At 72.2% G+C, this 25,064-nt stretch carries 28 protein-coding genes; 17 read left to right on the top strand and 11 right to left on the bottom strand.

The features are described from left to right. The 11 genes from A6F73_RS38810 (at window position 1) to A6F73_RS38760 (ending at window position 7,379) form a co-directional block, all read left to right on the top strand. Window positions 1-357: a hypothetical protein gene (locus A6F73_RS38810; protein ID WP_063353180.1), complete on the top strand. Its 357-nt coding sequence runs from the start codon at window positions 1-3 to the stop codon at window positions 355-357. Window positions 358-454: 97 nt separating this feature from the next. Next, the gene (locus tag A6F73_RS38805) at window positions 455-1,024 is read left to right on the top strand and encodes a hypothetical protein (RefSeq protein WP_063353179.1); all 570 of its coding nucleotides are present in this window, start codon (window positions 455-457) and stop codon (window positions 1,022-1,024) included. Beyond that, window positions 1,021-1,575 carry a hypothetical protein gene (locus A6F73_RS38800; RefSeq protein ID WP_063353178.1) on the top strand — a complete coding sequence of 185 codons (555 nt, stop codon included), beginning with the start codon at window positions 1,021-1,023 and terminating at the stop codon, window positions 1,573-1,575. Before A6F73_RS38805 ends, A6F73_RS38800 begins: the two co-directional genes overlap by 4 nt. A gap of 72 nt (window positions 1,576-1,647) precedes the next feature. Then, window positions 1,648-2,292 (top strand): hypothetical protein, encoded by a 645-nt coding sequence (locus A6F73_RS42710; RefSeq protein ID WP_063353177.1) that lies wholly within the window; start codon window positions 1,648-1,650, stop codon window positions 2,290-2,292. A gap of 125 nt (window positions 2,293-2,417) precedes the next feature. Next, entirely contained in the window at window positions 2,418-3,095 is a 678-nt protein-coding gene (locus A6F73_RS38790; RefSeq protein WP_063353176.1) for a hypothetical protein, read from the top strand. 12 nt (window positions 3,096-3,107) lie between these two features. Then, a complete protein-coding gene (locus tag A6F73_RS38785) occupies window positions 3,108-3,590 on the top strand; it encodes a hypothetical protein (protein WP_079136689.1) in 483 nt (160 codons plus the stop codon). After that, window positions 3,590-4,252 (top strand): hypothetical protein, encoded by a 663-nt coding sequence (locus A6F73_RS38780; protein WP_063353175.1) that lies wholly within the window; start codon window positions 3,590-3,592, stop codon window positions 4,250-4,252. The genes A6F73_RS38785 and A6F73_RS38780 overlap by 1 nt, the downstream gene beginning before the upstream one ends. Before the next feature lie 44 nt (window positions 4,253-4,296). Beyond that, window positions 4,297-4,596 carry a hypothetical protein gene (locus A6F73_RS38775; RefSeq protein ID WP_079136696.1) on the top strand — a complete coding sequence of 100 codons (300 nt, stop codon included), beginning with the start codon at window positions 4,297-4,299 and terminating at the stop codon, window positions 4,594-4,596. Continuing rightward, on the top strand, window positions 4,589-4,858 hold the full coding sequence (locus A6F73_RS38770) for a hypothetical protein (RefSeq protein WP_063353173.1): 270 nt from the start codon (window positions 4,589-4,591) through the stop codon (window positions 4,856-4,858). Before A6F73_RS38775 ends, A6F73_RS38770 begins: the two co-directional genes overlap by 8 nt. 1,268 nt (window positions 4,859-6,126) lie before the next feature. After that, on the top strand, window positions 6,127-7,062 hold the full coding sequence (locus A6F73_RS38765; protein WP_107453233.1) for an AAA family ATPase: 936 nt from the start codon (window positions 6,127-6,129) through the stop codon (window positions 7,060-7,062). Then, window positions 7,059-7,379, top strand: coding sequence for a hypothetical protein (locus tag A6F73_RS38760; protein ID WP_063353172.1), 321 nt, complete (start codon window positions 7,059-7,061; stop codon window positions 7,377-7,379). The genes A6F73_RS38765 and A6F73_RS38760 overlap by 4 nt, the downstream gene beginning before the upstream one ends. Window positions 7,380-7,441: 62 nt before the next feature. On the opposite strand, the gene A6F73_RS38755 is transcribed toward A6F73_RS38760, so the two are convergent. Further along, window positions 7,442-8,176 carry a hypothetical protein gene (locus A6F73_RS38755; protein ID WP_063353171.1) on the bottom strand — a complete coding sequence of 245 codons (735 nt, stop codon included), beginning with the start codon at window positions 8,174-8,176 and terminating at the stop codon, window positions 7,442-7,444. Window positions 8,177-8,345: 169 nt separating this feature from the next. Between A6F73_RS38755 and A6F73_RS42090 the strand changes: the two genes are divergently transcribed. From A6F73_RS42090 to A6F73_RS38745, 3 genes are all read left to right on the top strand, one after another. Then, the gene (locus tag A6F73_RS42090; RefSeq protein WP_159398781.1) at window positions 8,346-8,519 is read left to right on the top strand and encodes a hypothetical protein; all 174 of its coding nucleotides are present in this window, start codon (window positions 8,346-8,348) and stop codon (window positions 8,517-8,519) included. A 364-nt stretch (window positions 8,520-8,883) separates the two neighbouring features. Next, complete coding sequence (locus A6F73_RS38750; RefSeq protein ID WP_159398780.1) at window positions 8,884-9,621, top strand: hypothetical protein; 738 nt, start codon at window positions 8,884-8,886, stop codon at window positions 9,619-9,621. Window positions 9,622-9,886: 265 nt separating this feature from the next. Next, complete coding sequence (locus A6F73_RS38745) at window positions 9,887-10,225, top strand: hypothetical protein (RefSeq protein WP_063353169.1); 339 nt, start codon at window positions 9,887-9,889, stop codon at window positions 10,223-10,225. A 234-nt stretch (window positions 10,226-10,459) separates the two neighbouring features. Here the strand turns inward: A6F73_RS38745 and A6F73_RS38740 are convergent, their stop codons facing one another. Together A6F73_RS38740 and A6F73_RS38735 are read right to left on the bottom strand one after the other, a co-directional pair. After that, window positions 10,460-11,143, bottom strand: coding sequence for a SpoIIE family protein phosphatase (locus A6F73_RS38740; protein ID WP_079136688.1), 684 nt, complete (start codon window positions 11,141-11,143; stop codon window positions 10,460-10,462). Window positions 11,144-11,268: 125 nt separating this feature from the next. After that, on the bottom strand, window positions 11,269-11,721 hold the full coding sequence (locus A6F73_RS38735) for a hypothetical protein (RefSeq protein WP_063353168.1): 453 nt from the start codon (window positions 11,719-11,721) through the stop codon (window positions 11,269-11,271). 221 nt (window positions 11,722-11,942) lie between these two features. On the opposite strand from A6F73_RS38735, the gene A6F73_RS38730 reads away from it, so the two are divergent. After that, entirely contained in the window at window positions 11,943-13,037 is a 1,095-nt protein-coding gene (locus A6F73_RS38730; RefSeq protein ID WP_063353167.1) for a tyrosine-type recombinase/integrase, read from the top strand. Window positions 13,038-13,145: 108 nt separating this feature from the next. On the opposite strand, the gene A6F73_RS38725 is transcribed toward A6F73_RS38730, so the two are convergent. The 4 genes from A6F73_RS38725 to A6F73_RS38710 form a co-directional block, all read right to left on the bottom strand. Then, window positions 13,146-14,003: a hypothetical protein gene (locus A6F73_RS38725; protein ID WP_159398779.1), complete on the bottom strand. Its 858-nt coding sequence runs from the start codon at window positions 14,001-14,003 to the stop codon at window positions 13,146-13,148. A gap of 100 nt (window positions 14,004-14,103) precedes the next feature. Continuing rightward, window positions 14,104-14,682 (bottom strand): hypothetical protein, encoded by a 579-nt coding sequence (locus tag A6F73_RS42085; protein ID WP_063353165.1) that lies wholly within the window; start codon window positions 14,680-14,682, stop codon window positions 14,104-14,106. A gap of 290 nt (window positions 14,683-14,972) precedes the next feature. Next, window positions 14,973-15,746, bottom strand: coding sequence for a hypothetical protein (locus A6F73_RS38715; protein ID WP_063353164.1), 774 nt, complete (start codon window positions 15,744-15,746; stop codon window positions 14,973-14,975). Beyond that, a complete protein-coding gene (locus A6F73_RS38710) occupies window positions 15,743-16,183 on the bottom strand; it encodes a hypothetical protein (protein ID WP_063353163.1) in 441 nt (146 codons plus the stop codon). Before A6F73_RS38710 ends, A6F73_RS38715 begins: the two co-directional genes overlap by 4 nt. 526 nt (window positions 16,184-16,709) lie before the next feature. On the opposite strand from A6F73_RS38710, the gene A6F73_RS38705 reads away from it, so the two are divergent. Further along, the gene (locus A6F73_RS38705; RefSeq protein WP_063353162.1) at window positions 16,710-17,186 is read left to right on the top strand and encodes a hypothetical protein; all 477 of its coding nucleotides are present in this window, start codon (window positions 16,710-16,712) and stop codon (window positions 17,184-17,186) included. 68 nt (window positions 17,187-17,254) lie between these two features. Here A6F73_RS38705 and A6F73_RS38700 read toward each other — a convergent pair whose 3' ends face one another. The 3 genes from A6F73_RS38700 to A6F73_RS38690 all read right to left on the bottom strand — a co-directional run bounded on the left by A6F73_RS38700 (window position 17,255) and on the right by A6F73_RS38690 (window position 19,310). Next, entirely contained in the window at window positions 17,255-17,932 is a 678-nt protein-coding gene (locus A6F73_RS38700) for a Crp/Fnr family transcriptional regulator (protein ID WP_063353161.1), read from the bottom strand. 258 nt (window positions 17,933-18,190) lie between these two features. After that, a complete protein-coding gene (locus tag A6F73_RS38695) occupies window positions 18,191-18,667 on the bottom strand; it encodes a hypothetical protein (protein ID WP_063353160.1) in 477 nt (158 codons plus the stop codon). A 226-nt stretch (window positions 18,668-18,893) separates the two neighbouring features. After that, entirely contained in the window at window positions 18,894-19,310 is a 417-nt protein-coding gene (locus A6F73_RS38690) for an RNase adapter RapZ (protein WP_063353159.1), read from the bottom strand. 227 nt (window positions 19,311-19,537) lie between these two features. Between A6F73_RS38690 and A6F73_RS38685 the strand changes: the two genes are divergently transcribed. Further along, on the top strand, window positions 19,538-20,041 hold the full coding sequence (locus A6F73_RS38685; RefSeq protein ID WP_063353158.1) for a nucleoside 2-deoxyribosyltransferase domain-containing protein: 504 nt from the start codon (window positions 19,538-19,540) through the stop codon (window positions 20,039-20,041). A 142-nt stretch (window positions 20,042-20,183) separates the two neighbouring features. Here the strand turns inward: A6F73_RS38685 and mobF are convergent, their stop codons facing one another. Further along, complete coding sequence (gene mobF / locus A6F73_RS38680; protein ID WP_063353157.1) at window positions 20,184-25,007, bottom strand: MobF family relaxase; 4,824 nt, start codon at window positions 25,005-25,007, stop codon at window positions 20,184-20,186. Between the last annotated feature and the right edge of the window lie 57 nt (window positions 25,008-25,064).

Here is a 25,064-nt window from a genome sequence, read left to right as displayed (position 1 = left end):
ATGCCGATCCGCCCGGAGAACCGCCACCGCTACCCGACGAACTGGCCGGACATCTCCCTCACGATCAAGCAGCGCGGCGGCTGGCAGTGCGAATGCCTGGGCGAATGCGGCCGGGGAACCCACCCCGGCCGCTGCCCCAACCGCCACGGAGCACCCGCCTACGGCACCGGCTCCACCGTCGTGCTCACCACCGCGCACCTCGACCACCAGCCCGAGCACTGCGACCCGGCCAACCTGCGCGCGATGTGCCAGGGCTGCCACCTGCACTACGACCGCGACCACCACCGCGAGACCGCCGCCGCCACCCGCCGGGCCGCCCGAGAAGAGGCCGGCCAACTGACCTTCTTCGACACCTGACCACCAACCAGGGCCCGTCAGGCCCAACACCCCCATTGGGCCTGACGGACCCGACACCACCCCGCTCCGCCTCCCACACGTGGAAGGGCACCCACCCATGGACCTGTACGTCATCGCCTGGCCGTTCGAGGCCGGCGTCAACTCGCTCGGCGAACCCGTCGAAGAGCTCTGGCTCCCCGACCCCGCCAACCCGCAGGACCTCCTCGACCACGCCTTCGACATCCCCTACGGCCTGCCCATCGCCGCCCTCCTCAACGACCAGAACGAGGAGTACGCGTTCCTCGCGCTCGGCCACGGACTCCACTGGCGCCGCCTGGTCGCCACCGCCAACCGGCACATGCGCCGCGAGCACGACTGGGCCAACCTCCTCGACGACACCATCCCCGGCGCGATGCGCAGCCTGCGCCGCCCGACCGAGACCTGGGCCGCCTTCGCCGTCCCGCTCGAGCACAGCCAGAACACCGGCTGGGTGGACGAGGCCGCCTGGAACATCACCTGGACCCAGCCCGGCGACCCCAGCGCCGTACCGGTCACCCTGCTCGACCTCAACGGCCCTCTCGACGACCCGAACCGCCTGCGCAACCAGATCACCGACCTCCGCGCCCAGGTCGACGACCTCCACTCCCAGCTGCGCGCCCTGACCGAACCGACGGAGAGCACTCGGTGAACCCGGCGAAGGCCGACCCGGCCCGCGACCTCCTCACCGCCGGGCTGAGCGACAGCGCGATCGCCCGCCAGCTCCACGTCGACAAGCACGACGTCGCCAAGCTGCGCGCCGAGATGGGCCTGGCCAACGTCCCCGCCCAGCCCCTGACCGTCGAACAGAAATGGCGCCAGCGCGTCCGCGAGCTGCCCGGCGGCCACCTGGAATGGACCGGCGAGCGGGCCACCGGCAGCGGCACCCCGGTGATGCGCCACTCCGGCAACGCCTACACCGCCGCCCGGATCGCCTTCCGCATCAAGCACGGCACCGACCCGCAGGGCTACGCCGCCCCCGGCTGCGGCACCCGGCACTGCGTCGCCCCCGACCACATCGACGACCTCCCCCGCCGCCAACGCGACCGCGCCGCCCTACGGCTCGTCCTCGGTGCCCCGCAACGGCCCACCCACTGCCGCCGCGGACACGACCAGGCCGGGCACGGCCAGCTCCTGCCCGACGGCACCGCGTACTGCGCCCGCTGCTCCGCCGACCGCAAGCAGAGCGCCACCGCCTCCTGACCAGCCCGTCTCTCCACTTCTGGACCCATAAGACCTGTTGGACCCAACAGGCCAAGCCGAGGAAGGCCAGCGATGCCCTACACCCCCGACACCGACTACCTCCTGCCGGCGATCATCACCATCTGCGGCAGCACCGGCTTCTGGCAGCACATGGTCGAGGCGGCGCTCCAGGAGACCGCTGCCGGCCGCATGGTCCTCGCCCCCGGCGTCGACGTGCGCCGACAGCACCCGCTCTGGGACACCCCGGCCGTCGCCGAGGAGCTCAAGACCAGGCTCGACGCCCTGCACCTCGCCAAGATCTACGCCGCTGACGAGGTCCTGGTCGTCACCGACGAGAACTTCTACCTCGGCGAGTCGACCCGCCGGGAGATCGCGTTCGCCGAGGCGCTGGAGACCCCGGTCAGCTACTGGGCGGCCGGCCGCGGCCGGATCGGCGAGAGCTGCATCCGCCCCAGCCGGGCCGGCGCGCAGTGGAAGGCCGCCTTCGACCAGCTCGCCCAGGCCACCCCGACCGGCCCGGCGCGCGAGGACCTGCTCGCCCTCGCCGCCGCCGACCTGGCCGTCGCGGAGTACGGCTCCGGCGCCTCGCTGGTCGATGTGCGCCGCATCGCCAGGGCGAGGTTCGGCGTCGAGGTCTCGTACGACCGGGCGGAGGCCGCGCTCGCCACCCGCACCGAAGGCGCCAGTGCCACCGTCTTCCTGCTCGGCGACGCGTAGCACCGCCTCAGCCTCCCAGCGGAATTTCCGCAGACCAGACCCACCTGTCCGACCGACCCGCAAAGATGAGAGTCGGGGGCCGCCTGCAGGCGGCCCCCGGCGACGTTCACGGAAGGCCCGTACTCATGAGCGACCGCACGGCCACCATCCTGCTCCCCGAGATCGAGAGTTGGCTCGACCCGTTCGCCGCCCTGGAGGAGCCGCTGCTCCTGCAGCTGCGCCCGCTGCCCGACGCCGCCCCGGACGAGCAGTGGGCGCTCCCGCCGACGCTGGACGGCGACGCGGTCTACGAGGCGTGGTCGCGGATCGTGGACGCGCTGCCGGCGGCGCTGCGCGAGCGGGCCTGGGCCAAGACGTACGACCCGCTGCCTGGCGAGCTCAAGCTCATTGCCCCCGACGGCAAGTACGAGCACGCCTCGCTCTACGCGGCCACGATCGCCCGGGCCGACGTCGACCAGCTCGCCGGGCTCCTCGGCCACCTGCGCCGCGCGGTGAAGGGCGACGCCGGCACCGGCGACCTGTACTCGATCCTGGAGGACACCGCCGGCTTCCGTTCCGAGCACCTGCGCAGCGTGAGCGTCGAGGACGTCGTCCAGTCCGTCTCCGCGGTCGTCGCCGTGCTGCAGCTGGAGGCAGACGCGGATACCGCCCTCCTGCTCAGCGTCGTGGAGCCCGCAGAGCCGGGCGCGCGGATCGTTCTCAACGACGCCCAGGAAGCCGCCTACCAGCGCGTCGTCGACCGCATGATCTCCGTCACCACCACATCCAGGCACGACGCCGCCCTGAACCGCTTCACCGTCTGAGAGGCACCACTAGTGACCGCCGCACCCGACCCCCGCTCGCTCACCGCGGACACCCTGCGCGAGGCCGTCATGGCCGGCACCCGGTTCTCCGGCGGCGACACCCGCCGCGCCGCGATGCACCTGCTCACGTTCACCGACCTGCTCGGCCGGGGCGACATCGCCCGGCACGTCCACCTGCGCTACGAGACCGGCTCCGACGGCCTGGAGGTGCTCACCGCCCACGTCGACCTCGACGCGCTCGCCGAGGACAAGGGCATCTGCCTGACCGGCGGCGACCAGCGTTTCCTCGCCCTCGCCCGCTCCTACGCCTCCGGCCAGCCCGTCGTCCTCGGCGAATTCCTCAACAGCCTGGGCCACGCCCACGCTCGACGCGCGATCGAGGCGTACATCATCAGCCTCGGCATGGAGGGCTGGTACACACTGCAGGACGGCCCCGAGCTCACTGTGCACCGCGCGTTCCAGGCGCAGTTCCTCGGCACCGGCGCGGACACCTGATGGACCTCGCGGCGCTCAAGGCGCACCTCGGGTTCACCGCCCCGCAGCACGCGGCCGGCTGCACCGCCACCGGCTGGGACGTCGACTACCGCATCCAGCCGGACGTCCTGCGCGGCGACGGCGACGAGGGACACAGCTGCCCCTCCTACGACTGCTGGCACGGCGACCGAGCCGAGCAGCTGGAGGTCCGCATCCTGTGCCGGACCTGCGGCGCCGTCCGGCTTCTGCAGGCCGAACAGCCTCTCGTGCGCGGCCACCGCACCACCAGCCAGCTCGGCTACGGCACCGCGCCGCGCAAGGTCGGCTCCCTGTGGGTCTACACCGGACCGCCGCCGCAGCTCGGCATGCTCTCGGACACCCCGGGAGACCCGCTCTGGTACCTGGTCGCCCGCCGCCGGGCCGACCGGCTCACCCCGGACGACGTCGTCGGCGCCATCTGGCCGGCCGACGGCAAGCGGCTCGCGCCCGGCTTCACGGCCTCCACCGACCTGGTGCCGTTCGGCGAGTTCGACTGGGACGGCACGCAGTCCTTCGCCTTCAAGCACCAGGCCCGCTCCGACGACCTGCACTTCCGGACGATCGCGGCCGCGGTGAAGTGGATCGAGCAGCAGCTGGCCGACACCGCCTCGGCGAAGGTCGGGGCCGAAGGGAGCACCGGATGAGGGCCGCGACTACCGTGGCGGTGACGACCAGGAGGGAGCCGGCCATGAGTATCCAGCCCGTACACCATGATCCCGATCCGCGAGTGCCGCGCACCATCGACGGCATCGCCGCCGCGCTGAGCGGCGCTCGCCGGATGGCGTTCTACCGGGAGGTCGGCCAGGCCCAGGCCGGCGAGGAACTGCAGCACGTGGTGGCGACCTGGTGGGGCGAGGCGATGCTCGGCACCGACCCGGACGGCGAGCGCGTCATCGCGGCCGCGAACGCCGGGACGCTGCCGACGGTCTCCTGGGACCAGATTCACCGGCGCCGCCGCGAGCGAGGCGGCGAGATGCCTGGTGAGTGACGAAGACGAGCTCTGGCCGGTCATCCCGTCCGAGGCGGTCGAGGAGGCGCTCGCCGATCCGGCCCTGCCGGTGGCACTGTTCTCCAGGATCGTCGCCCTGACCGTGGCCATCGCCGAGAACCCGTGGCTGGAGAACAGCCGGCCCGCCGTACAAAGCGAACCGTGGCGGACCCTGCCGATCCCGGGCGGCGGCGGCATCGTTGAGTACCGCATCGACGTCGAACGCCACCAGGTCCTCCTGACCCGGATCTTCCCGTTCTGACCGCACACACGAGACCCCCTGGCAGAGCAAGTGCCAGGGGGTCTCGTCACGTCAGCGTACGGCTGGCGAGCGGCACCGCCCACCAGTACGGCTCCGCAAAATGCCTGCCGGTTCCGGGATGATGATCCGATGACAGAACATCAGCAGCACAGGCGACCGCTGGGGAGCGGACAGCGGACGGGCCCGGAGCCGGAGAGCAGCAGACGACGAGAGGCCTGGGCCACTTCCCTCCTGGGCGCGCCGTCGGATGCTACCGCGGACCGCACACAGCCGGCCCCGGCACAGCCGGCCGCCGTGCCCGGCCGAAGGCCGCTGGGACCGGGCATCAGCCTCCGGGCGTCCGAGTAGCCATCCGGCCGAGCGGCGCAGCGAGCTATCGCGCCGGACCGTCCGATCGGACGGTCCGGCGCTTCCCCGGCCAGGGGGCACGGGGACGGTCCCGGGGCGAGGGCTCCCCGAGCCCACCGCAAGGACCCGCGCGTCCTGCCCGCGAATGTTGTCCCGGCAGGGACAAGCGGTCCTCGCTGACGTTGTCCCGCCGCCGTACCTCGGTTGTCCCGCCCGCACCGACCGGTTGCCCCCCGTGATCTACGACACGGGCAAACCCTGCCAGTCCAGGGGCTGAGCAGGGCAAACCGGACACCGGTCCGGCTCCGGACAAGGAGTCGGGTCAGACGCCGGACAAAGGGGCGTGCTGATCGTGGTGTGTCGCCAGGCCCGCATCCGGGTCAGGTCGGACCGCACCGGCTCCCGCCGGCGGTCCGCCGAACGGCCCGCTGCTCCTGGCGGGCCTCGGGGCCGAGGAGGCCGCCACGATGACGACGACCAACAGCAGTCCGGAGCCGAGCGCCGAACCCGGACAAGGGGTCGCCGGGCCCCATTCCGGTTGTGACACCGCCAGGGCCGCCACCAGGGACAGCACCGTTGACACGCCGAGGTGCTGCGCGTCTGGGCCGCCCCACTGGCCTGGCTCCAGCAGCACGGCCCGGCCTCACGGATCTGGCACAGCCCGCACGAGCGCAGCAGGCGAACCCTCGCCGATCTGACCCCGGGCGTGCGGCCCGCACCTCGCCGCGGCGGGCCGCACACCGGTCAGCGCGGGGTGAACTCGCATTCCTCGTGGGCGGTCGGCGGCTGGGCCGCCTTGCGTGACATACCACGCGGTGGTGACGAAACGCCGGGAAACGGGTGCCTGCCCCTGTTGGCCCCGTTAGGTCCAATACCGTCATGGGCGTCCGCAACACCCGCCGAGACGAGGAGACCCGCCCGTGCCACCTGACCTGAGCGTTCTGACAGCACTCCCCGCGCAGCGCCGAGAGCCGCTGGAGGTCGTGAGCGCCTGGGACCTGACGATCCCCTACCAGCAGTTCCGAGCACAGCACCTGGTACCGCCCACCCTGGTCACGCTGCTGCCCGAGCGGCCTGCCACCCGCCGGATCTACGTCGTCGTCAACCAGAAAGGAGGCGCTGGCAAAACCACGACCGCGATGGAGCTCGCCGCAGTCTGGGTGGCGATGGGCTACACCGTCCGCGTCATCGACTCCGACCACCAGGCCTCGCTCTCCGGCTGGCTGCAGCCGCTCTACCCCAAGGACGTCGCCCCGAAGGACCGGCGCGAACTCACCGACGTCTTCTACGGCCGGTGCTCCCTGGACGAGGCGACCTACTACACCCGGTACAGGAACCTCTACGTGGTGCCGTCCACGGAAGAGCTCGCCCTGGTCGACCTCGACCCCCGCGTAGGCAAGGACACCGCGCTGCGCCGGGCCATCGCCGCGAGCCAGGCACCGATCGACATCGACATCATCGACGCGCCGCCGGCGCTCGGAAAGCTGTCGATCAACGGACTGACAGCGGCGAACCAGGCGCTGGTGCCCCTCAAGGTCGGCGCCCTCGACGTGCGGGGCCTGGCCAAGCTGCACACGACGATCCGGGCGGTGCAGGAGGAGACGAACCCGGACCTCACCGTTGCGGCGACCTTCCTGACCGCCTGGAAGCGCAGCGAGTACGCGCGCGCCGTGGCCGAGCAGGTGCGCACCGACTACCCCGAGGCCGCGGTGTTCACGATCCGGGAGTCCATCAAGGCCTCCGAGGCCCCCAAGCACTTCGAGCCGGTGCGGCTGTTCGACCCGACCGGGACCACCGCCGCCGACTACGACCAGGCCGGCCGCATCCTGCTGCAGCCCAAGGAGATCGCCGCATGAGTGGAATGCCGTTCGGAAACAACGGCGGAGGCGTCCTGGGCAAGCTGATCGGAGGCCCAGGCGTCCCCGAGCAGAGCGGGAAGAAGGAGAAGATCCCGGCCTACATCTCCTCCGAGGACCTGGACCGGCTGCGCAACACCGTGGTTGCCCTGCAGCGCAACTCCGAGGTCGCCGAGCCGCCGGTGTCGCTGAGCGCGTTCGTCGCCGCCGCCGTGATGCTCGCCGTCGAGGAGGCCGAGGAGACCTACAACAACGGCCGACCGTTCCCGGCCCGGCCCAACGCGAAGCTCAAGACCGGCCCGCCGATCCAGAGCTGAGCACGTCGGCGCCTGTTGCCCCCGTTGGTCCTAACCGGGGGCAACAGGCTTGTTGGACCCGCTCAGAACAACGGCGTCGGGCCTGGATCCGGCACGGCCTTCGGTGCCTCGACGTCCGCGCCGTGGCCGGCCCGGTCCACGGCAGCGCGCACCAGGTCGCCGGTCGTCAGGATCAGTGCCCGCAGCCGCTCCCGCTCCTCCAAGGCCTCGGCCGGCGCCGCACGACGCCCCGCCGCGGAGAGCAGTGCCAGCGGCCCCGGCACCCCGTTGCGCTCGGCCTCGCGCAGAGCGACCTCCGGACCGTCGCCCCACCGCAGCTCCCACGCGCGCAGCTGCTCGTACACCTCGGCGCTTGTCCAGTACGCCGCCCGGCGCACCGTCGTCGCCAGCTCCAGATCGACGGTGACGGCCAGGCGCTGGGGGAAGCCGCCTTCGCCGATCTGGCGGCCGTGCCGGCGCGGGCTGACGCCGAGCCGCCGCCCGGGCGCGTCGACCTCGCCCCTGGGCGGCTCCGGCCACTCCTGGTCCAGCCCGCGCGCCTCCAGCTCCGCCCGCAGCGCCCGGGCCATCACCAGGTCGCGGGTGCCGGCCAGCTTCCCGGCCGCCCGAAGCGTTGCGTGCCGCCGACGGATCTCGCGCCGCTCCGAAGCGGCCTGCCGCTTGCTCAGCCCGGCCAGGACCTCGCGGGCCTTGGCCAGCCAGGCCTCGTCCTTGGCCCGCTCCGCCTCGACCCGCGCGTTAAGCAAGGCGAGCGGATCGGTGTCCACGCCCACGACGAACTGCGCCCCATCAGCCATGGGCCTGATCTAACTAGATATCCCGTCCGATGGGGTGGACCGGGTGACACTGGGCCGTTGGTCCGGGTGAGTCGCCCGCCAAATACCGCGCGGACCGGCGGTCGGCGGCAGACTGGACGTAGGCCCGGCACGACCAGGTCGGGCCGCTCCCGAGAGACGGAGTCCAGGCATGACGACGACGGCGCACACCAGCGGGCCCGAGCTCGCCGACCGCCTGCTGCAGGACGTCGGCAACGAGTCGGTCATTGCCGCGGTGAAGCTGCTCGGCGGGCACCGGAACGGTTTCTGGCTCCGTGAGTTCCTGGATCCGGCCTGTCAGCGCACGCCGCCGTCAACGCCGTAGACATCCTCGAGGGCGGCCAGCCGTGGATCGACTGGTACATCGTCGACGAGCTCCTGGAGAACAGGAAGCTGAAGCAGTCCTCCAGCGAGCTGGCGGTGCTCGCCGTCGCGGCCTCCATCGCCGGACCGCACCGCGTGAACCTGGCGCGAGCCCTTCGGGCTGTCGACGAAGACGAGCTCAACCTGGTGGTCACCGCCCTCACCGAGGCGTAGCCAAACCGGTCCGGACCCGTTAGACCCAACAGGGGCAACAGGTCCAGAACCAGTTCCGTGATAGCCGCAGAGGCAGTGACGGAACCTCGGCGGGGGGAGCGGATCGACGATCTTCGCCCGCCGGTCAGCCGCAGGCTGGGATGCTGTGCGGCATGGCGAAGTCCCAGACGAGGTGCCCGGAGTGCAAGGGCACCCTAGTTCGGCTCTACACCACCGGCGACGTCAAGACGAGCCTGCTCGTGGACGTCGCGGACCCTGACGCCGGCGTCCTGGCCGTGGTCGTCGACGAGGACGCGGACAACACCCGCAAGATCAGCATGATGATCTGCGCCTCCTGCGAGCATTGGCCCGGCGAGCACCCGCGCATGCACGGTTACCCCCTGTTCAAAGCCGCCACCGCGATCTGGGGGGCCGGCCGGTGGCCAGCGGCGGCGCTGTGGGAGTGCACCGACTACAACACCCGGTACTTCTCCACTCGCCTCGAGCACCTGGTGTGCGCCAGGGACATCGAACGCGGCTACGCCAGCGAACTGGACTGCTGGTGCCGGCCGCGCTGGCCGCACTACACGAAGAACGGCGACGAGCCGGGCCGAGGCCCCGACCCGATTCCGCCCGGTCAAGAGCTTGACCACGTCGCACCACGCCCGGCGGCCACCGCTGGGGTGGTCAACGGGCTGACCACCCCAGCACCGCCTACCGTCGACGAAGCGGCCCAGGCCGTCCGTGACGCCCTGGCAGCCGTCGACACCGCCCGGGCCGTGCTGGCCAAGGCCCTGCGCCGGGAGCAGACCGCCACCGGGGCCTCCGCCAATGAGCTCGCCAAGCGCGTGGAGGGCACGATGTCCCGCCCCCTGGTCCTTAAGGCGCTCAACCCAGTACCGACACCGTGACCTCGCCTCGGCCCCGTGCGGCGCCCCCCCCAGGGAGAAATATCTACCTAGATAAACAGGGCCTTCTCTTTCGAGAGTTGCGTCATCGATGGCGAGGCCGTGACGCAAGCGCCAGCCCGCGTCCTTCCGCATGTCGAGCCACCAGGGCAGGGGTGCGGGGGCGAGCAGCGGCGGTACAGCCGTTGGCGTTCGGTTCAGGGGTTGACCTTGTTCGGCGATCCGGAACGCCTGCAGACGATGTAGGTCGGGCGTCAGAATCGGCGTCATGCCGAGTGACGACAACGAAGAGCCGGTCATGGTGAAGCGCGTGGTGCCGGGCATCGACGAGCCGGTGATCTTCCATCACGGTCCGGTCGAACGAAAGAGCGGAACGCAGCCCTTCGAGGTTGTGTCGTTCACCGGCGTCGAGGAGAGCGACATCCTGCACGCCGCCGGCTGGTGGATGGCGGACCAGCCGTATGCGCAGATCGTGGCGCTGAACTGGCGCGTCGAGGACACCGAGGCCGACACTCGACGGTGGATTCTTGACCTGGTGGTCGACCACGATTCGGGGGCCGGTATCAGCGATGGGTGGCGGCGGGCGACTCGCACCGGGTCTGACTGACGGGGTCCGCGGCCAGGCCGTGGCCGCTACGGAGGCGACGACCGGCCCTTGCCGGGCCAGCCCGGCCGCCGGGGATGACCCCCCGCAGGACCGGGCCGGCGGGAGCGAACTCGCCGAGGTCAAGGGCGGGCCATGGGTCCACGGTGCGCCGTGGCGGCCGGTGGCCGGGCCGGACCGTAACTGCCCCAAACCGGCGATTGGGACAGTTACCTATGGGGACAGTTATCGATTGGTTCAGCGGTGCTGCATCACCACGGCCGTGGCGTCGTCGCGCTCGCCGTCCCGGCCTGCACGGGCGGCGGCGACCAGGGCCTCGGCGAGGTCCTGCGGGGAGTCCTGGTGCGCGTGGACCAGGACCTCCAGTTCCTCCTGGCCGACGCTGTCGTGGATGCCGTCGGTGGTCAGGATCAGTGTGACGCCGGCGGGCACGGAGACGAAGGGGACCGTGGCCGGGACCGCCAGACCGAGTGTGACGCCGACGAAGTCGGCCAGGGCGGCCACGGGCACGTCGCCCGCATCCTTCGCCACCCTGGTCAGGTAGGCCGCGAGGTTGTGGTCGGTGGTCAACGGCTGGAGCCCGGAGCCGTCCCAGCGGTAGCCACGACAGTCACCTGCCCACACCAGTTCCGCACTGCCGTCCGCTCGCGTCACCGCGAGGACGCCGACCGCGTCCGGGCCCGGATCGTTCACCAGCAGTCCCGCCGACAGCAGCCCGGCGAGAGCACCGCGCACCGCTCCGACGCGGGCGGCCGTCTCCGCGAGCATCGGCGCCAGGCGCACGATGTCCGCACCATGCCCCATGCCGTCGACCAGGGCGACGGCGGTTCGGTCAGTGCTGGTGGACGTGTAGGTGGCGGCGGCGTCGGCGATGGGTCCGCTGGTGCCCTCGCGCTGGGCGATACCGATGGTGATGGTCATGGGCAGCAGCCTACGGAGGGTCCGGATGGGGCGGTTAACGTTCGATTAACGCCCGCGGCTTGACAGTTCGGCTTGTCCGAGCACTGGGGTCGGGGTGGTCAAGGCGTTGACCACCCCGGCTGGCGTCAGCAGCGGGCACAGGGGGCGAACAGGCCGCAGGTCCGGGCGAGGCTGTGCAGGCCATTGGGGGCTTGGCAGGCGGTGCCGAGGTCGCACTCCTGGGTCCCGTCGTTGTGGTCGGTCTGCAGACCGGGGCAGATGACGAGCTGTTCGTGCAGCGGGTTGGTGAGGTGGTCGCACCAGCTGCAGGACTGCTCGGGCAGTGAGTCGTGGAAGCGGTCGGCGAAGGTGCAGAACTGGAGCGCCTCGGGGACGTGCAGGACGGCCAGTTCGCCGGGGCAGCCGGCCCGGCACTCGGTGGAGCCGTTCTCGTGGATCAGCAGCGGGCCGCCGCAGGCCGGGCCGGTGGGGTCGGTACGGTTGAGCCCGATGTAGTGCGTCATCAGGTCGCCGATGGTGGCGCGGACCGGCTCGGGGAGTTCGGCGAACAGCGCGGGCTGCTTCACGACGTCGCCCACACTGCTGAACCGGTCGCGTTCGGCGAGCCGCGGTGTGGTCCGTGGCTTCTCTCCACGCAGCCTTCTGAGCCTGGCCTGTCCCATGGCGCTGTCCTCGCGGTCTCGACGTCGTCGGTCGGCCAGTGAACGAGCTGGTGGGGCGGAAGTGGCTGGGGCTCGCTCATGTGGGTGAACGCCCCTCTACCAGCGCATAACGTGAATTATGCGTTAGCGTTGCTGGCATGATCCGGCCTCAGCAGCTGCCTGCCCTCCGCCCCTCCCAGACCCTCTCGCGACCGACCGCGACGGTCGGCGAGGAGATCCTGAACTTCCTGCGCGCCGAGCTCGGCACCGTGCGGCTCGGCCGCAAGCGCACGGACCCGGTCCGCTGGCGGATCGAGCTCATGGCGGAGCTGTGCGACCGCGAGACCTTCCAGGCCGTCATGTCCTGGCTCTCCTCCGGCAAGCGCCAGTCCCAGAACACCCGCCAGGCGTACTGCGACGACATCCGGTTCTGGGCCGCCTTCGCCGCCGAGCTCGGCATCGTCCCCTTCTCCCTGGGCTGCCTGGCTTACGAGGACGTCACCGCCTGGCGGCTGCTGCAGGAGGCCCGCGGCGGCTCCGACCGCTCGGTGGCCCGCCGGCTCTCCTCCCTGTCCTCACTGCACGCCTACGCCGCCCGGCGCGGCATCGCCTGCGTCAACCCGGTCGACTCCGAGGACCATCGGCCCACCATCGACCGGCACGACACCTCCACCGCCACGCCCGTGCTGGAGGTCGACGAGCTCCAGGCCGTGGTGGAGGCCTCCGATGACGAGCGCGACGCCCTGGTCGTCACTCAGCTCTACACCCTGGCCGGCCGGGTCACCGAGATGTGTGCTCTGGACATCGACAAGCGCCTCGTGCGCGGCCGCCGCGCCTTCCTCGACCTCAACCGCAAAGGCTCCAAGGACCGGCTGCTGCCGCTGTCCCCGACCGTCGACGAGCTCCTGGAGCTCCACATCGGCGAGCGCACCAGCGGCCCGCTGCTGCTCGACGCATCCGGTCAACGCCTTGACCGGCACGACGTCGACCGGATGCTCACCCGGCTCGGCAAGCGCGCCGGCGTCCTGCCCGGCCGCGACGTCACCCCGCACGTCCTGCGGGCAAGCCGGATCACGCACATGATCGACGCGAAGGAGCCGCTCGCCGAGATCCAGGCCTTCGCCGACCACTCCGACCCGGCCACCACGATCGGCTACTTCACCCGCCGCAAGGCCGGCGAGCGCAACGCCCGCCTCGTCGACGACACCGAGGCCCTGTTCACACAGATCACCGCCCGCTGGGTCCAGCACTGATGCCCGAGGTCCCCAACAGCGCGGAGGAATGACCGCGAGCGCGATGTGTGGGACGGCGTTCAGGCAGAGCTCCGCCGCCGTGCTCGGATCGGACGCGGTGCGCGTGTCCTAGCGGACGGGGATTCGCCCGCCGCGCAGCCTGTCCTGCTCGCACGCACGCCGGTAGCCCCGCTGCGCGGTCAGCGGCAACCTCGTCTCGTCCTGCTTGGACTCGTGCGCCGAGGAGTTGTAGACGTCGGCGAAGAGCGCCGCGGTGGGGTCGAGGACGGAATCGATGCGCCGGGGCGCCCAGAACGTGCCGGGCCTGGACACCAGCAGGGTCACGTAGCCGGCCTGGGCGTCGATCAGGTCCAACGCCCGCTTCCCGAGCGGAACCCCCGAGGAGCCGCCGGCCTTGAAGAACACGCCGGACTCGTCAGCGACCGCGAGGAAGTGGTGCTGTTCGGTCAGCTGCAGCTCCCAGCCTTCGATGTTCGGCAGAGCGTCCAGCCGTATCCCGCCAGGGTTCACGAAGCCTGCGGCGTTGAGCGCCTCGAAGGCCAGGACCTGCACCCGCACCCCATCGGCCTCGGAGCACCACAGCGCCAGGCCGTCGTTGGCGAGTTCGCCCAGCACGACCAGGTGCTCACCGTCCAGCTCGGGCGTCGTGTGCGTCATCAGGTAGCCGGGACTGGCCTCCAGGTCGGACCGCGACCGGCGGATCTCACGGTCGGCGAGCTGGCGCTCCCACTCGTCCGCCTCGACGTACCGGGCGGGCGCGCACCGTTGGTGGCACAGACGCAGGTCGCTGCCGATCACGGGGTCGGTGTGGCCGTGCGGCAGCCAGAGCTGGAGGGTGCCGTGCTCGATCCGCAGGTCCACGTGTCCGAAGCACTCCTGGCACTCGTGGATGACGGTGTCCGCCAGCACGTCCTTGACGAGCGACACCATGCGCGGGCTGAGCCGCATTCCCAGGCCGTCCGGCATGACCACCATGCTGGTCCTGTTGTCCCGCTCCAAGGCCGTCCCCTGCTGTCGATGCCCGCTCAGGGCACCACGATGGTATGGCTGTCCCCGCCTGCCCGCGCTAGACCTCGGCGACCGACCGCCAGGCACCCGGGTCCTCGCCATCCCGCAGGTACCGGCCGATCGCCGGGATGTAGACGACCGGCTGCCCCGGCCGCGCCTTCACCGAGTAGGTGACCGGCCTCACCGTGTCGAACCAGGCGGGTCGACCGCCGAGCAGCAGCATCCCGGCCTCGACAAGTCGCTCGTCATCCGGGTGGAACACAGTCACCAGGCGGTGGTGCACGGTGAAGCCTGGAAATTCCTCCTTCGTCAGTCCGGCGGCGTGTTCACCCACCCTTAGCGCGGCCCGTGCCAGCTCCGCATATGCCGCGTACAGCTCCCAGCCGCCCGGGGTCCAGTCGACCGCCCGGACGTCGGCGGACGCGTAGTCCGTCAAGCATGCCCACGGGCACAGCTGGAAGTTGCCGACGTAGTCGCGGACGAAGCCGAGCCGAGCCAGCACCGCGTCCCGCTGGACATCGGTCAGTGGGATCTCGGGGTGTTCACGGATGCCGAAGCCCCGGGCGGCCAGTTCCCCGCCCGGGGCCCGGATCTCGATGGTCTCGGATCGCTCGTAGTCCCCATCGGTGGGAAACACCCACGCTTCGCTCGGCTGTACACGGGATGCATGAGTGTTCAATTCTCTTTCCTTTCCAGGTAGTTGATGGAGTCTACTGAGGCATTCGTCTTGAGATCCGGCCCTGCGCTCCGCCGCCTCCCTCGGCAGGCCATAGTCCAGTCCCTTACCCCGGCTGGAGAACCTCAGCCAGCGCCTTGAGCAAGGAAGATACGTCACGCCCGCCATCGCGTTACGGAACTGCGAGATCAGAGAACTCCGGTTTATCTAGGTAGATGTGACCGACGCCAGCCGGCCCGGAGGGGATGCCGCTACCAGGCCACGTCGCCGGTACCACCCGCGACCAGGACCTGACGCAGGCCGCCGAGCGCGAGTTCAGCATCGTGCAGGGCAGGAGGGTTGTACGGGTCGGAGCCGGGCTCCAGGTTGTCCGGGCTGAGCCGGGCCGCCGGGGTCAGGGCGGTGTCGCAGGCGACGAGCAGCTCCCCGAGGCGGCCGGTGGTCAGACGGCTGTACTCGTGCAACGCGACCAGGCCGTCGTCCAGCCAGCCGAGTCGGGCCGCGTCGGTCGCCTCGTCCTGCCCGGTGAGGGTGTCCGGCCAGCGCGAGCGGCGGACCAGGTCGAGGGCGACCCGGGTCTCGTAGTCGTCGAAGGTCCACTCGCCCTGGTTGAGTGCGCGCGCTGCCTCGGTCAGCACGGTGCGGACGGCGTCCCGGAGCGGGGTCGGCGGCGTGGTTTCGGGGTCGGTGCGCGCCTCGCGGTAGTGCAGTCCGCCGCCGCCCAGTGCCTGGCGGACGACCTCACGCAGCAGCCGCTGCGGGGGGAGGTCGGGCAGGTACGGGGTCCACGTGTGGCCGTCCGGGCAGGACGCCCGCGCCGGATCGCCCCAGGTGCCGGCGACGGTGAGCCCGCGGTCGGCCGCGCAGACCGGGCAGTACACCGCATGCTCAGTGCTGGTGCCGGGCAGCGCGAGGCCGGTGAGGTAGAAGACGCCACGGCCGCGGGGTCGGTGGTGGCAGATCGTCACGGACAGGTGGCCGGCGCCGTCGTGGGTGATCCGGCTGGCCAGGATGCGCCAACTCACTGCGGTCCTTCCTCCTCGCCGACGCTGCTCGCCCGCAGTTGTTCGAGCAGCGTCGGCAGGTCGTCCTCGGCCAGGCCTGGGTCGCTGCCGAGCAGGCAGGCCATCACGATGCGTGCCAGGTCCTCGGCGCCCTGGCCGTCGGCCGTGCGCGCCCACACGGCGAGTGCCTCGGTCAGCACCGCCGAGTATCGGGCGCCGGGGTCGGCCTTCATCCGGTCCGAGGCGGCCAGTAGTTGCTCGGGGCCCAGGCCGTCGTGGATGCCGAAGGAGGTGGTGACCACGGTCTGGACGATGGCCTCGGCGAACTCGGCGAGCAGCTCTGGAAGCGGGCGCTCGCCGGGCGCGGTCCGTGTCAGCACCATCTTGAAGTGGGCGTTGTCGAACCAGACCGCCTCCATGTAGGCGATGCAGCGCAGCCGTTCGTCCCGGGTCATCATGTGCGCAGGCTAGCGCCAGGACCCGGCCTGCCCACGCGCGGGCCCGCCAGACCTGTTGGGTCTAACGGGCCTACCTTGTTCGGGCGTCGGGTCTGGGCTCAGGTCCATTCGCGGGGCCGGCCGTGGTCGGCTCGGCTCAACTCCAGGGTGCAGACGATGCCGTGGTGGTCGCTGTGGGTCTCGGCCACCGTGTAGTCCTCGATGGCGGGTGCCAGGGCGGGGGTGACGTGTCCGGGTCGCCCAGCGGCATGTGGTTGATGTCGCCGCCCACCACGGCGATGCCGCCGCACCGGTAGACCCGGGCGCACAGCAGCTGCACCTCCTGGGCGGCGACCTGGGCGGAGCAGGCGCTCAGGTGGCTGCTGATCGCCACCAACGGGGGCGGGCAGGCCAGCGACCTGGGCGTCCGTGAGGCCCTTCTCCCGGCACTGCCGCACCATGTCCAGGCCGATCCCGTACGCGACCATGCGGGCCTTCTCGGGAGGCCTGACGCATCCAGCTGGCCTGTCCGGACGTTGGGCAGGCCATGAGCCCCACCACCCGCCGAGGCCTCGCGCCCGGTACCTCCAGGGTCCTGTCCGCCAGTGTCCGGCCGCCGCGCACGCCGCCGGCCTGGACCGGCGGGGGCGATCTGCGAGCCCTGGTCGCCAGGTACGAAGCAGCGGCCGCCGAGTGGACGGAGCGGTTCGAGGACTTGGACGAGGATGCTCTCACCGAAGCGGCGGTGGAGGCGCGGGCGGAGGGGGCGGACCCGGTGGCCGCTGTCGACCGCCTGGTGCGCGCCGAGCTCCGTGCACTGGAAGCCTGGAACCAGGCGCTCACGAAGTTCGGCGAGGACTTGGTCGCCGCGGCTGCCGGGCGGCCGTTGCCGCTGTGGGCGTTGGACGCCGGGCGGACCGGGGACGCGCGGCTGTGCCAGGCCCGGCAGATTCTGCTCGTGGCAGCGACCTGCTACCACCACGGCGCGGCCGGTCCTGCACCGGATCCGGGCCGCCCCTGGTGACCGCTTCGGTCGTCCGCTCTGGCCTGGCCCGAGCGTTCTCGCTGGTTGCCGATGGCACGAGCACGCTGTCAGCTGGCCGCCGCGACGCGCAGGGCGTCCAGGTCGTGAACGATGATCGTCTTGCGCTCGGTGGTCACGACGCCTTCGTCTCGCAGCCGCCGCAGGGTTCTCACGACCGCCTCGCGGGATGCGCCCGCCCATCCGGCCAGGTCCTGCTGGGTAAGAGGCAGTCGCACGGCGCCCGTCGCCTCGTCGGCCGCGCCGATCCGGGGTGCGAGGGCCACGAGCCGCGCGGCGACCCGGCAGGCGACGGTGCGGGTGGCCAGCTCCAGCCGCCCTTGGTCGGCCTCACGGATCCGCTCGCCGAGGATCCCGAGCACGGCGGAAGCGGCCGCGGGGTGTGTCCCGATCAGGGCGCGGAAGGCGTCGCCCGAGACAGCGACGGCCGTCACGTCGGTCAGCGCGACCACCGAAGCGGACCTCGGCAGGCCGTCGAGAGCGGCCTGCTCGCCGATGACCTGGGACGGTTCGAACAGGCCGAGGACGATCTCAGCGTCGTCCGCGCACCGGATCACCCTCTTGGCGAATCCGGTGCGCAGCATCATGACGTGGTCTGAGAGATCGCCCTGGTGCATGATCGTCTGTCCTGCGCGGAACCGGACGGCGGAACCCGCGCCCTGCTCGGAGAACAGGTCGTTCAGGACGTTGGCCTTGTCGGGCACGGGGCCGAGTGCGGTGTCGCTCACGGAGGGGTCTCCCTGGGAAGCCGGCCGGGGCGGCGCGGCGGCGGGCCCCGGTTCATCGTGTCGTACGTGCTGAACAACGTGGCCGCCGACCGGTTGCCGAAGCGGCGGAGCAGCGGAGGATCAGGTTCGCAACGGGCCTCTTCCGGCACGGTGTCAGGACACGTAGAGCCGGACTCTCCGACTTATCTAGCTAGATATAACAGCAGCAGGACGGCCCGGCTCCCGGGGAGGGGCGCCGGGCCGTGTCGCCCTCGCGGGTCAGACCGCCGCGATGATGAGCGAGGCCACGAAGAGCCAGGCCACGTGCCAGCTCTGGTCGAGGCTGTAGGCGCCCGTGCCCAGGGTCGGGGCGTAGCCGCCTTCGGCGTCGACGGGGTGGTGCGGGTGCGCCGGGGTGCCGAGGGCGTAGAAGTCGCCCTTGCCGGTGGCCCGGGCGAGGGCGGCGAGGGTGGACCTGCGGTCCGCCCACCAGTGGCTGGCTGCGTCGGCGCCGAGGCCGAGGGCCAGGCCGAGCGCGCTGACCTTGAGGTCGAGGACCAGGACGGCGGCGAGGAGCGCCAGGCCCTTGGTGGCGGTCAGGCCGATCAGGTGCTTGGTGCAGGCCCACCGGCCGGTCCAGCCCGGCAGGCCCTTGTGGGCGGCCTGGCAGCTGCTCTGGACCCAGTGGTCACCGACGGCGTGGGCGGCGTAGAGGGCGATGAAGACGGCGGCGAAGATGGCGGCGGTCGCGGGCATGGCGGTGCCTTCCTTGTGGAGGGTGCGGGCTGGGAGGCCCGGGGCGGCCGGTGTGCCGGCCAGCGTGGCGGCCGTCCCGGGTGGTGCTGGTTTGAGAGTGCCGACGGCTTGTCAGGGCTGCTGCCCAGTGGTGAGCGCAGCGGCCGTGACGTCCGTCTCCTCAGAGGCTGCCGTCCGGTGGCTGGGCGGTGTGCACGCTGGGTGCGGACGGCGGGTGATGTCGGTCTCAGCGGTCGACGACCGCGTGGTCGATGTCGCGGTGGACGACGTTGACGGTGAGGCCGAGGGCGGTGAGTGCGGCGGCGAGTTCCAGTGCCACCGAGCCGGCCCGGTGGCGGCCGCCGGCGCAGCCCGAGGCGACCTTCACCTGGTGCCGGTCGGCGCTGGGGCCGCTGCGGAAGGCCTGGACGGCGGCGACGGTCGCGGTGACCAGCTCGGGGATGCCGGCCGTGTTGCGGACGGCCTCGCGGACCTCCTCGTCGCGGGCGGTCATGTAGCGCAGGGCCGGGTTGACATGCGGGTCGCGGAAGTGGCGGCGAAGGTCGAGGACCAGGTCCTGGTCGGCGGGCGGGGCGTCGTGCAGGTAGCCGAACGAGGTGATCACGATGTCCGGGGTGACCGTGGTCTCGGGGGTCTTCGGCATGGCGGTTCCTTCCGTTGCTTCGTCCGGTCCGGTTGGCCCGACACATTCAGAATGCCAACTTTTAGTTGGCATGTCTAGTGGTTGCCAACTTTTTGTTTGCGCCGCGCGTCCGGAGCCCGATCTGTTGCCCCTGTTGGGCCTGACGCCTCCAACACCCTGCGGAGGGATGAAACGTGAAACCTCGTGATGGCCTGACAGCGGAGCTGGCCGGCAGCGACGGTGAGGACATGACGAACCACTACTTCGAAGCGCCCGACGACTACGAGCCCGCGCCCGGTGACCCGCTCAGCGTCTTCCTGGGCGGCGGGATCACCGGCTGCCCCGACTGGCAGGCCCCGGCCGCCGAGGAGCTCCTGGACATGGGCCTGATCGTTTTCAACCCGCGCCGCAGCTCGTTCCCGATCGGTGACCCGGACGAGGCTCCGCGCCAGATCGCCTGGGAGCACCGGCACCTGCACCTGGCGAACATGACCTTGTTCTGGTTCCCGGCCGACCAGGTGCAGCCCATCGCGCTCTTCGAGCTGGGGGCCGCGCTCGGCGAGGGCCGGCACATCGTGGTCGGCGCGGCGCCCGGCTACCCGAGGCGCCTGGACGTCGAGCACCAGGTCGCCCTCGCCGGGAGCACGAGGACGGTGCACTTCTCGCTCTCGGATGTGTTGGACGAGGTGATCGCGCACGCCGCCCGGGCCGCCATGGTCCCGCTGGCGCCTCCGCCGGCCGAGCGGGACTGAATGCCCGGTGTTGTCCGGCGCGTACGGCGGCCGGCAGGGGGGCGTCCTGTCCGCGCCGGATGACGCCGGGCCGGGCCTGGGTCCGGGCGCGGCAAGCGGCCCGGCACCACAGGGATCAGCCGACTGTCTTTCCGCCGGGCCGTCAGCGACCGAGGCTCGGCCCGCGGTGGCTCGGCGGCTCCGGCCCCCGGTAGTACCGCTCCTGGCGGTACTGCTCCTGCAGGCGCTGCTGCTCCTGGCGGCGCTGCTCCTGGATCCGGGCGCGGTGCTCCTGACGGCGGGTGTCCTCGGCCGCTGTGCGCTCCGGCGACATCTGCTTGCGCAGCCGGGCCTCCTCGATCAGGCCCTCGGCGCGCTGCCGGTGGCCTGCGGCGCTCGTGCGGTGCCGCTCGGCCTCGGAGACGGCGCGCTGGTAGGTGTTGGTGTCCGTGCGGTTCGCGTGGCGGGTGATCCGGGCGCGGTGGTCCTCGGGGGTCTCGTCGCGCTGGACCTGGGAGCGGCCGCGTAGCTTCCAGGCTTCGCGCTCGGCTTCCCGGGCGGCGTTCTGCAGTTCGTTGCGCTGCCGGTCGAGCTGGTCGATCAGCGTGCGGCGTTCGGTGAGCCGGTCGCCGATGGCGTCGGCCGCCTCGCGCATGCCGGGCGCGCGGAGGGTGAGCTTGGTGAACCGCTTGGCGGCCTTCTCCTCAACCAGTTCCTTGATCCGGTACTCGCGGCGCTGTTCCTCCCACAGGGCGAGGATCTTCTTGTTGGTCTCGTCGGCCTGCCGGGTGAGCTCGTCGACGCGCCGCAGCTGCCGCTCGGACTGGTCCAGGCAGCCGACCAGTTCGGCGACGATCGCGGCGGCCGGGGCCCGGTCGGTGCCGAGCACCGGGCCGAGTGCGTCCACGGCGCGCTGGGCGGCGGAGGCGAGCTTCTCCGCCTCCCCTGCCTTCTCCAGGGCGGATTCGTGGGCGCGCTTGACGGCGATGACGTGCCCGAACTCGCGTTGGCGCCACGAGGGGATCGCGGCGTCGGCGGCCAGTCGGGCCACGCGCTGCTCGGCCTCGGCCTTGCGGGCGGCGTCCTGCTCCGCGGCCAGGACGCGGGCCTGCTCGGCGACGGCCGCCAGGTAGGCCGGGTCGACGGTCGGCGCGGCCGGTACCGGGGCCGCCTGCTGCCGGTCCTGCACCACGGTGGCGGCCTGGAGCGGTTCGGCCGCCGGAGCCGGCCGCTCGGCGTGCTGCTCCTGGGCGTGGTTCCGGGAGCGGTGGCGCTCGGCGGCGCGGGCGAGCTGCGCGGCCCGGCCGCTGCGCTGCGTCTGGTCCTGGTCGCGGTGCTCGACCGGGGCCGGGCGCTCGGCGAGGGCCGCCGTCGTCGCCTGCCGCCGGGCGGTGCGGATCCGGTCGGCGACCGGGTCGGCCTGGTGGTGGGCGGCTCGCTGCTCGGCGGCGCGGGCGAGCCGGCCAAGGCGCCCGCTGCGGTGCGGCTGCCGGTCGTCGCGCTCGGCCTGGTCGACGGCGGTCCGGGTGGTGGCGCGGTGGGTGCCGGTGGTCGCGGTGGTCCGCCGGGTCCGGGCCTGGCGGCCTCGCTGGGCGGCGAGGTCCTCGGTGCGGGGCCGGTCGGCACTGGTCCGGTCGCGGGCCGCCTCGACCAGGGCGTCGATGTCCTGGCGCCCGGCCGGTTCCCCGGTCTGGGGCCCGGCGGTGCGGGTACGCCAGAGGTCCAGCACCGCGGCCGCCTCCGGCTGCCGGAGCGAGGCCTGCGGCCGCTCCGGGAATTGCTGGAGCCGGCGGACTTCCGGGCCCGGGAGTGTTGCGGCCGGCTCCACGGTGGCGAGCAGCACGGCGGGGTCGGCGGTGCGAAGGGCGAGGCCGCCGCCACCGCCGGGACCGTCCGGCTGGGGGCCGCTGGGAGTGCGCGGCGGGCGACCCGGGCCCGCGCTACCGGGTCCGTCACCGCTGTTGGGGGTGTTGGGTCCAACAGGCCCGTGCCCGGCCACCCGGCCGGAGATCAGGCCTTCGGCGCGGTCGGCGTCCAGCGACTTGCCGTAGGCGGAGACGGCGCGCAGCAGCAACTGGCCGGGGGTGGCCGGGTCGCCGAGCCTCGCCCGGGTGCCCTCGTCCTCGACGGTGTGCAGGGGCAGCCACAGGTCGCTGCGCTCCTTGGCGCGGGTGATCGCCGGGTACAGGGTGAAGGCGTCGGCGCCGGTTCCGTTGACCAGGGCGCGGGTGGCGGTCAGGCCCTGGGCGGCGGTGACGGTCATCGCGTAAGCGTGGGTGAGCGCGCCGTCGGCGATCTGGTCGGCCGCCAGCCAGGCCTGCTCGGTGACGACCTGGTCGGGGCCGGCGGTTCGCCGCCACTGAACGAGGACGCCGTTGTCGTCGGCGGCCAGGACCACGCCCCGGTAGCCGTTGAGGACGTCCGGCTGGGCGCCGCTGGTGCGCCGGGAACGGCGGTCGTTGGCCTTCGTGCGGACCAGGTCTCCGACGGCGAAGTCGAGCACGCGGCCGTCGGTGAGCGTGAAGGCGTGGTCTTCGCCGAGTTCGCCGGCCGCGCGGCGGATCGCGCGCGCTCCGCTGTTCAGGGCGTCGACGTCCGCGTTGCGTCCGGCGAGCAGCAGCAGGTGCTTGAGGTTGTCGTGCGGATCGGACCAGCGGCGGCGCTCGGTGCTCCAGGCGGTGAGCATCTCGGCGGTGGTCTGCTCGCCGGTCTCGGTGGCGTGGACGTGCCCGGCGTCGGCGAGCCGGGCGAGCGCGGTGGAGCGCCCGCCGGTGCGCCAGACGGTCAGCGCCTCGCGCTCGACGGCGGCGCGCTGGCGGCGGTTCTCCTTCAGCGCCAGGCCCTGGACGGCGCGGTGGATCTCGGCGAAGCCGCCGCCGATGCCGATCGGCTGCAGCTGCTGCTCGTCGCCGACCAGCACAAGCTTGGTGCCGGTTTCGGCGGTGTGGGCGAGGAGCTTGGCGAGGGTTCGGTCGTCGGCCATCGCCGCCTCGTCGACGACCAGGACGTCGATTCCGGCGAGGCCTTCGCCGTCGGCGATCCGCAGCAGCCAGGACGCCACGGTGGCGGAGGCGATGCCGGATTCGGCCTGCAGGTTCTGTGCGGCGACCGCCATCATCGCGGCGCCGGCGACCGTCATCCCGGCTTGCTCCCAGCCGTGCCGGGCGGCGGCGAGCATCGTGGTCTTGCCGGCCCCGGCCAGGCCCTCGACGGTGTCGACGCCGTGGCCGGCGCTCAGCAGCCGCAGCACCGAGGCGCGCTGCTCGGCGCTCAGCCGCAGCCGCTTCCCGGCCTCGAACCGGTCCACGTGGCGGGTGGCCGCGGCCGGGTCCACGATGGCGGCATGGCTGGCGATCCGCTCCGCCGGAACGGTGGTGATGACCTGCTCGGCGGCCAGCACGTCCACCGTGGTGTACCGGTCCGCGTTGGTGTGGTGGGAGGCGTGCAGGTCCGCCAGCGCGACCGCGTACCCGGCCTCGGTGAGGACCTGGTCGGTGAGCGTCTCCAGCTCCAGGTGCCCGTACAGGCCGGGCGGCAGCGCGCGGGCGACCTCGGCCAGGGCCTGCGCCTTGGAGAAGTCCTTGTGCTTGCTGGTGACGCCGCTCTCGGGGTCGAAGATCTGCGCGGCGAGCTCGGTGACGGACGGCAGATCGAGGCCTTCACCGGGGCCGGCCGACCCCGGGAACGCGGCGGCCAGGACCTGCCGAAGGCGATCCTCGCCGCCGCGGCCGTGCCGGTCGGCGAGCACCTTGACGGCGTTGGCGTGCCATTTGGCGAGGACGTCCACCTCGGCGAGGTCCTGCTTGGCCTCGCGCTGCCTGGCGGCCAGGACGCGGCGCTGCGCGGTGCTCAGCTCGGCCCCGCCGGCCTTGAGAATCTCCCGGTTGCGGCGGGAGAACGTGCCGCGCAGCTCGGTGGGGACGGCCCCGATCTCCCACTCGCGGTTCGCCGGGTTGTACTCCCATTCGACGCCCAGGCGCTCGGTCAGGGCGGTGCGGAACAGGGCCTTCTGGAGCTCGTTCGCGGCGTGGGAGTGGCGGCGGATGTCCCGGCCGCCGGATGCCGGGGAGCGCCACTTCCCGTCCTCGCACTTCACCATCCGGGCCAGGACGACGTGCGCGTGCAGGTGCGGATCGCCCACCGATCCCTTGACCGGTCGGGCGCTCTTGTGGGTCATGATCCAGCCGAGGAACCCGGAGGAGGCGACGCGTTCGGCGATCTCTCCGTCGCCCTGGTGGCCGCTGACGCCATACGAGCACCAGGTCTCCAACGAGCCCACCGCGGCGCGAACCGAGGCCAGGAACTCCTCCTCGACGATGTCCCGCACCTCTGCCGAGGCGAGTCCCCACGCGGTCGAGACGGACTTCGGGAGCGTGAAGCCGATGTCGTCTCCGGCGACGTCCACGCGCTCGCGGTCGCCGCAGTGCCGCCACGCCGAGGCCAGCGCGGCGCCGCGGTAGACGCTCTCCAGCTCGATGCCGGCGGCGGTGGCCAGCTGCGCGAGAGCGGTCACCGGGGCGCGGTGCTCGCCGCGGTCACGGCGGTCCATCCGCTCAAGGCGGGCCAGGCGCTCGCGCAGATCCCGGGTCGGCAGCAGGGCGGCCGGCGACGCCGCGCCGGCCCGCTCGGCGGCCTCCCGAAGGGCGGCGAGCAGCGGCGCCGCGCCGAGCTTCCCGGCATCGGCAACCCGCCACACCGGGTTCGTCAGCTGCTCCATGGTGGCCGGGTGCTGGCCCGACATCAGGGCGCGGGCGGCCTTCGGATCGACCCGCTCGCCAGCCACCAGGCCGACCTCGGCCAGACCGGCGCCGATCCACTCCAGCGGTCGCGCCGTGCCGTCCAGGCGGTATTCGACGGCTGCGGCCGCGCCGTGATCAGGGTGCTGCCCGCCGGGCCCGGGGGCTTTCTGGTGTTCGCGGTCGCAACCGTCGCCTTCGATCAGGCGGTATTCGATCTGCGCCTCGGAGCGGATCGCCGTGACAGCCACGCGACGAATCCCCTCCTCTATGCCCCCAGGCCGCCCCCGTGACGGCCCGACAAACGC

Origin of the sequence: Streptomyces sp. MJM8645 (genome assembly GCF_001625365.1) — a bacterium.
GTDB lineage: Bacteria > Actinomycetota > Actinomycetes > Streptomycetales > Streptomycetaceae > Kitasatospora.
This window is presented reverse-complemented; position numbering and strand designations above follow the sequence as displayed.

Bases quoted from the DNA above. Each gene is read 5' to 3' on its own strand.
- A6F73_RS38725 (WP_159398779.1), bottom strand. From the start codon at position 14,003: ATGCCGGACGGCCTGGGAATGCGGCTCAGCCCGCGCATGGTGTCGCTC.
- A6F73_RS38805 (WP_063353179.1), top strand. From the start codon at position 455: ATGGACCTGTACGTCATCGCCTGGCCGTTCGAGGCCGGCGTCAACTCG.
- A6F73_RS38695 (WP_063353160.1), bottom strand. From the start codon at position 18,667: ATGCCCGCGACCGCCGCCATCTTCGCCGCCGTCTTCATCGCCCTCTAC.
- A6F73_RS38780 (WP_063353175.1), top strand. From the start codon at position 3,590: ATGGACCTCGCGGCGCTCAAGGCGCACCTCGGGTTCACCGCCCCGCAG.
- A6F73_RS38745 (WP_063353169.1), top strand. From the start codon at position 9,887: ATGCCGAGTGACGACAACGAAGAGCCGGTCATGGTGAAGCGCGTGGTG.
- A6F73_RS38690 (WP_063353159.1), bottom strand. From the start codon at position 19,310: ATGCCGAAGACCCCCGAGACCACGGTCACCCCGGACATCGTGATCACC.
- A6F73_RS38730 (WP_063353167.1), top strand. From the start codon at position 11,943: ATGATCCGGCCTCAGCAGCTGCCTGCCCTCCGCCCCTCCCAGACCCTC.
- A6F73_RS38705 (WP_063353162.1), top strand. From the start codon at position 16,710: ATGAGCCCCACCACCCGCCGAGGCCTCGCGCCCGGTACCTCCAGGGTC.
- A6F73_RS38750 (WP_159398780.1), top strand. From the start codon at position 8,884: ATGGCGAAGTCCCAGACGAGGTGCCCGGAGTGCAAGGGCACCCTAGTT.
- A6F73_RS38685 (WP_063353158.1), top strand. From the start codon at position 19,538: ATGACGAACCACTACTTCGAAGCGCCCGACGACTACGAGCCCGCGCCC.
- A6F73_RS38810 (WP_063353180.1), top strand. From the start codon at position 1: ATGCCGATCCGCCCGGAGAACCGCCACCGCTACCCGACGAACTGGCCG.
- A6F73_RS38760 (WP_063353172.1), top strand. From the start codon at position 7,059: ATGAGTGGAATGCCGTTCGGAAACAACGGCGGAGGCGTCCTGGGCAAG.
- A6F73_RS38755 (WP_063353171.1), bottom strand. From the start codon at position 8,176: ATGGCTGATGGGGCGCAGTTCGTCGTGGGCGTGGACACCGATCCGCTC.
- A6F73_RS42090 (WP_159398781.1), top strand. From the start codon at position 8,346: ATGACGACGACGGCGCACACCAGCGGGCCCGAGCTCGCCGACCGCCTG.
- A6F73_RS38740 (WP_079136688.1), bottom strand. From the start codon at position 11,143: ATGACCATCACCATCGGTATCGCCCAGCGCGAGGGCACCAGCGGACCC.
- A6F73_RS38790 (WP_063353176.1), top strand. From the start codon at position 2,418: ATGAGCGACCGCACGGCCACCATCCTGCTCCCCGAGATCGAGAGTTGG.
- A6F73_RS38710 (WP_063353163.1), bottom strand. From the start codon at position 16,183: ATGATGACCCGGGACGAACGGCTGCGCTGCATCGCCTACATGGAGGCG.
- A6F73_RS38775 (WP_079136696.1), top strand. From the start codon at position 4,297: ATGAGTATCCAGCCCGTACACCATGATCCCGATCCGCGAGTGCCGCGC.
- A6F73_RS42710 (WP_063353177.1), top strand. From the start codon at position 1,648: ATGCCCTACACCCCCGACACCGACTACCTCCTGCCGGCGATCATCACC.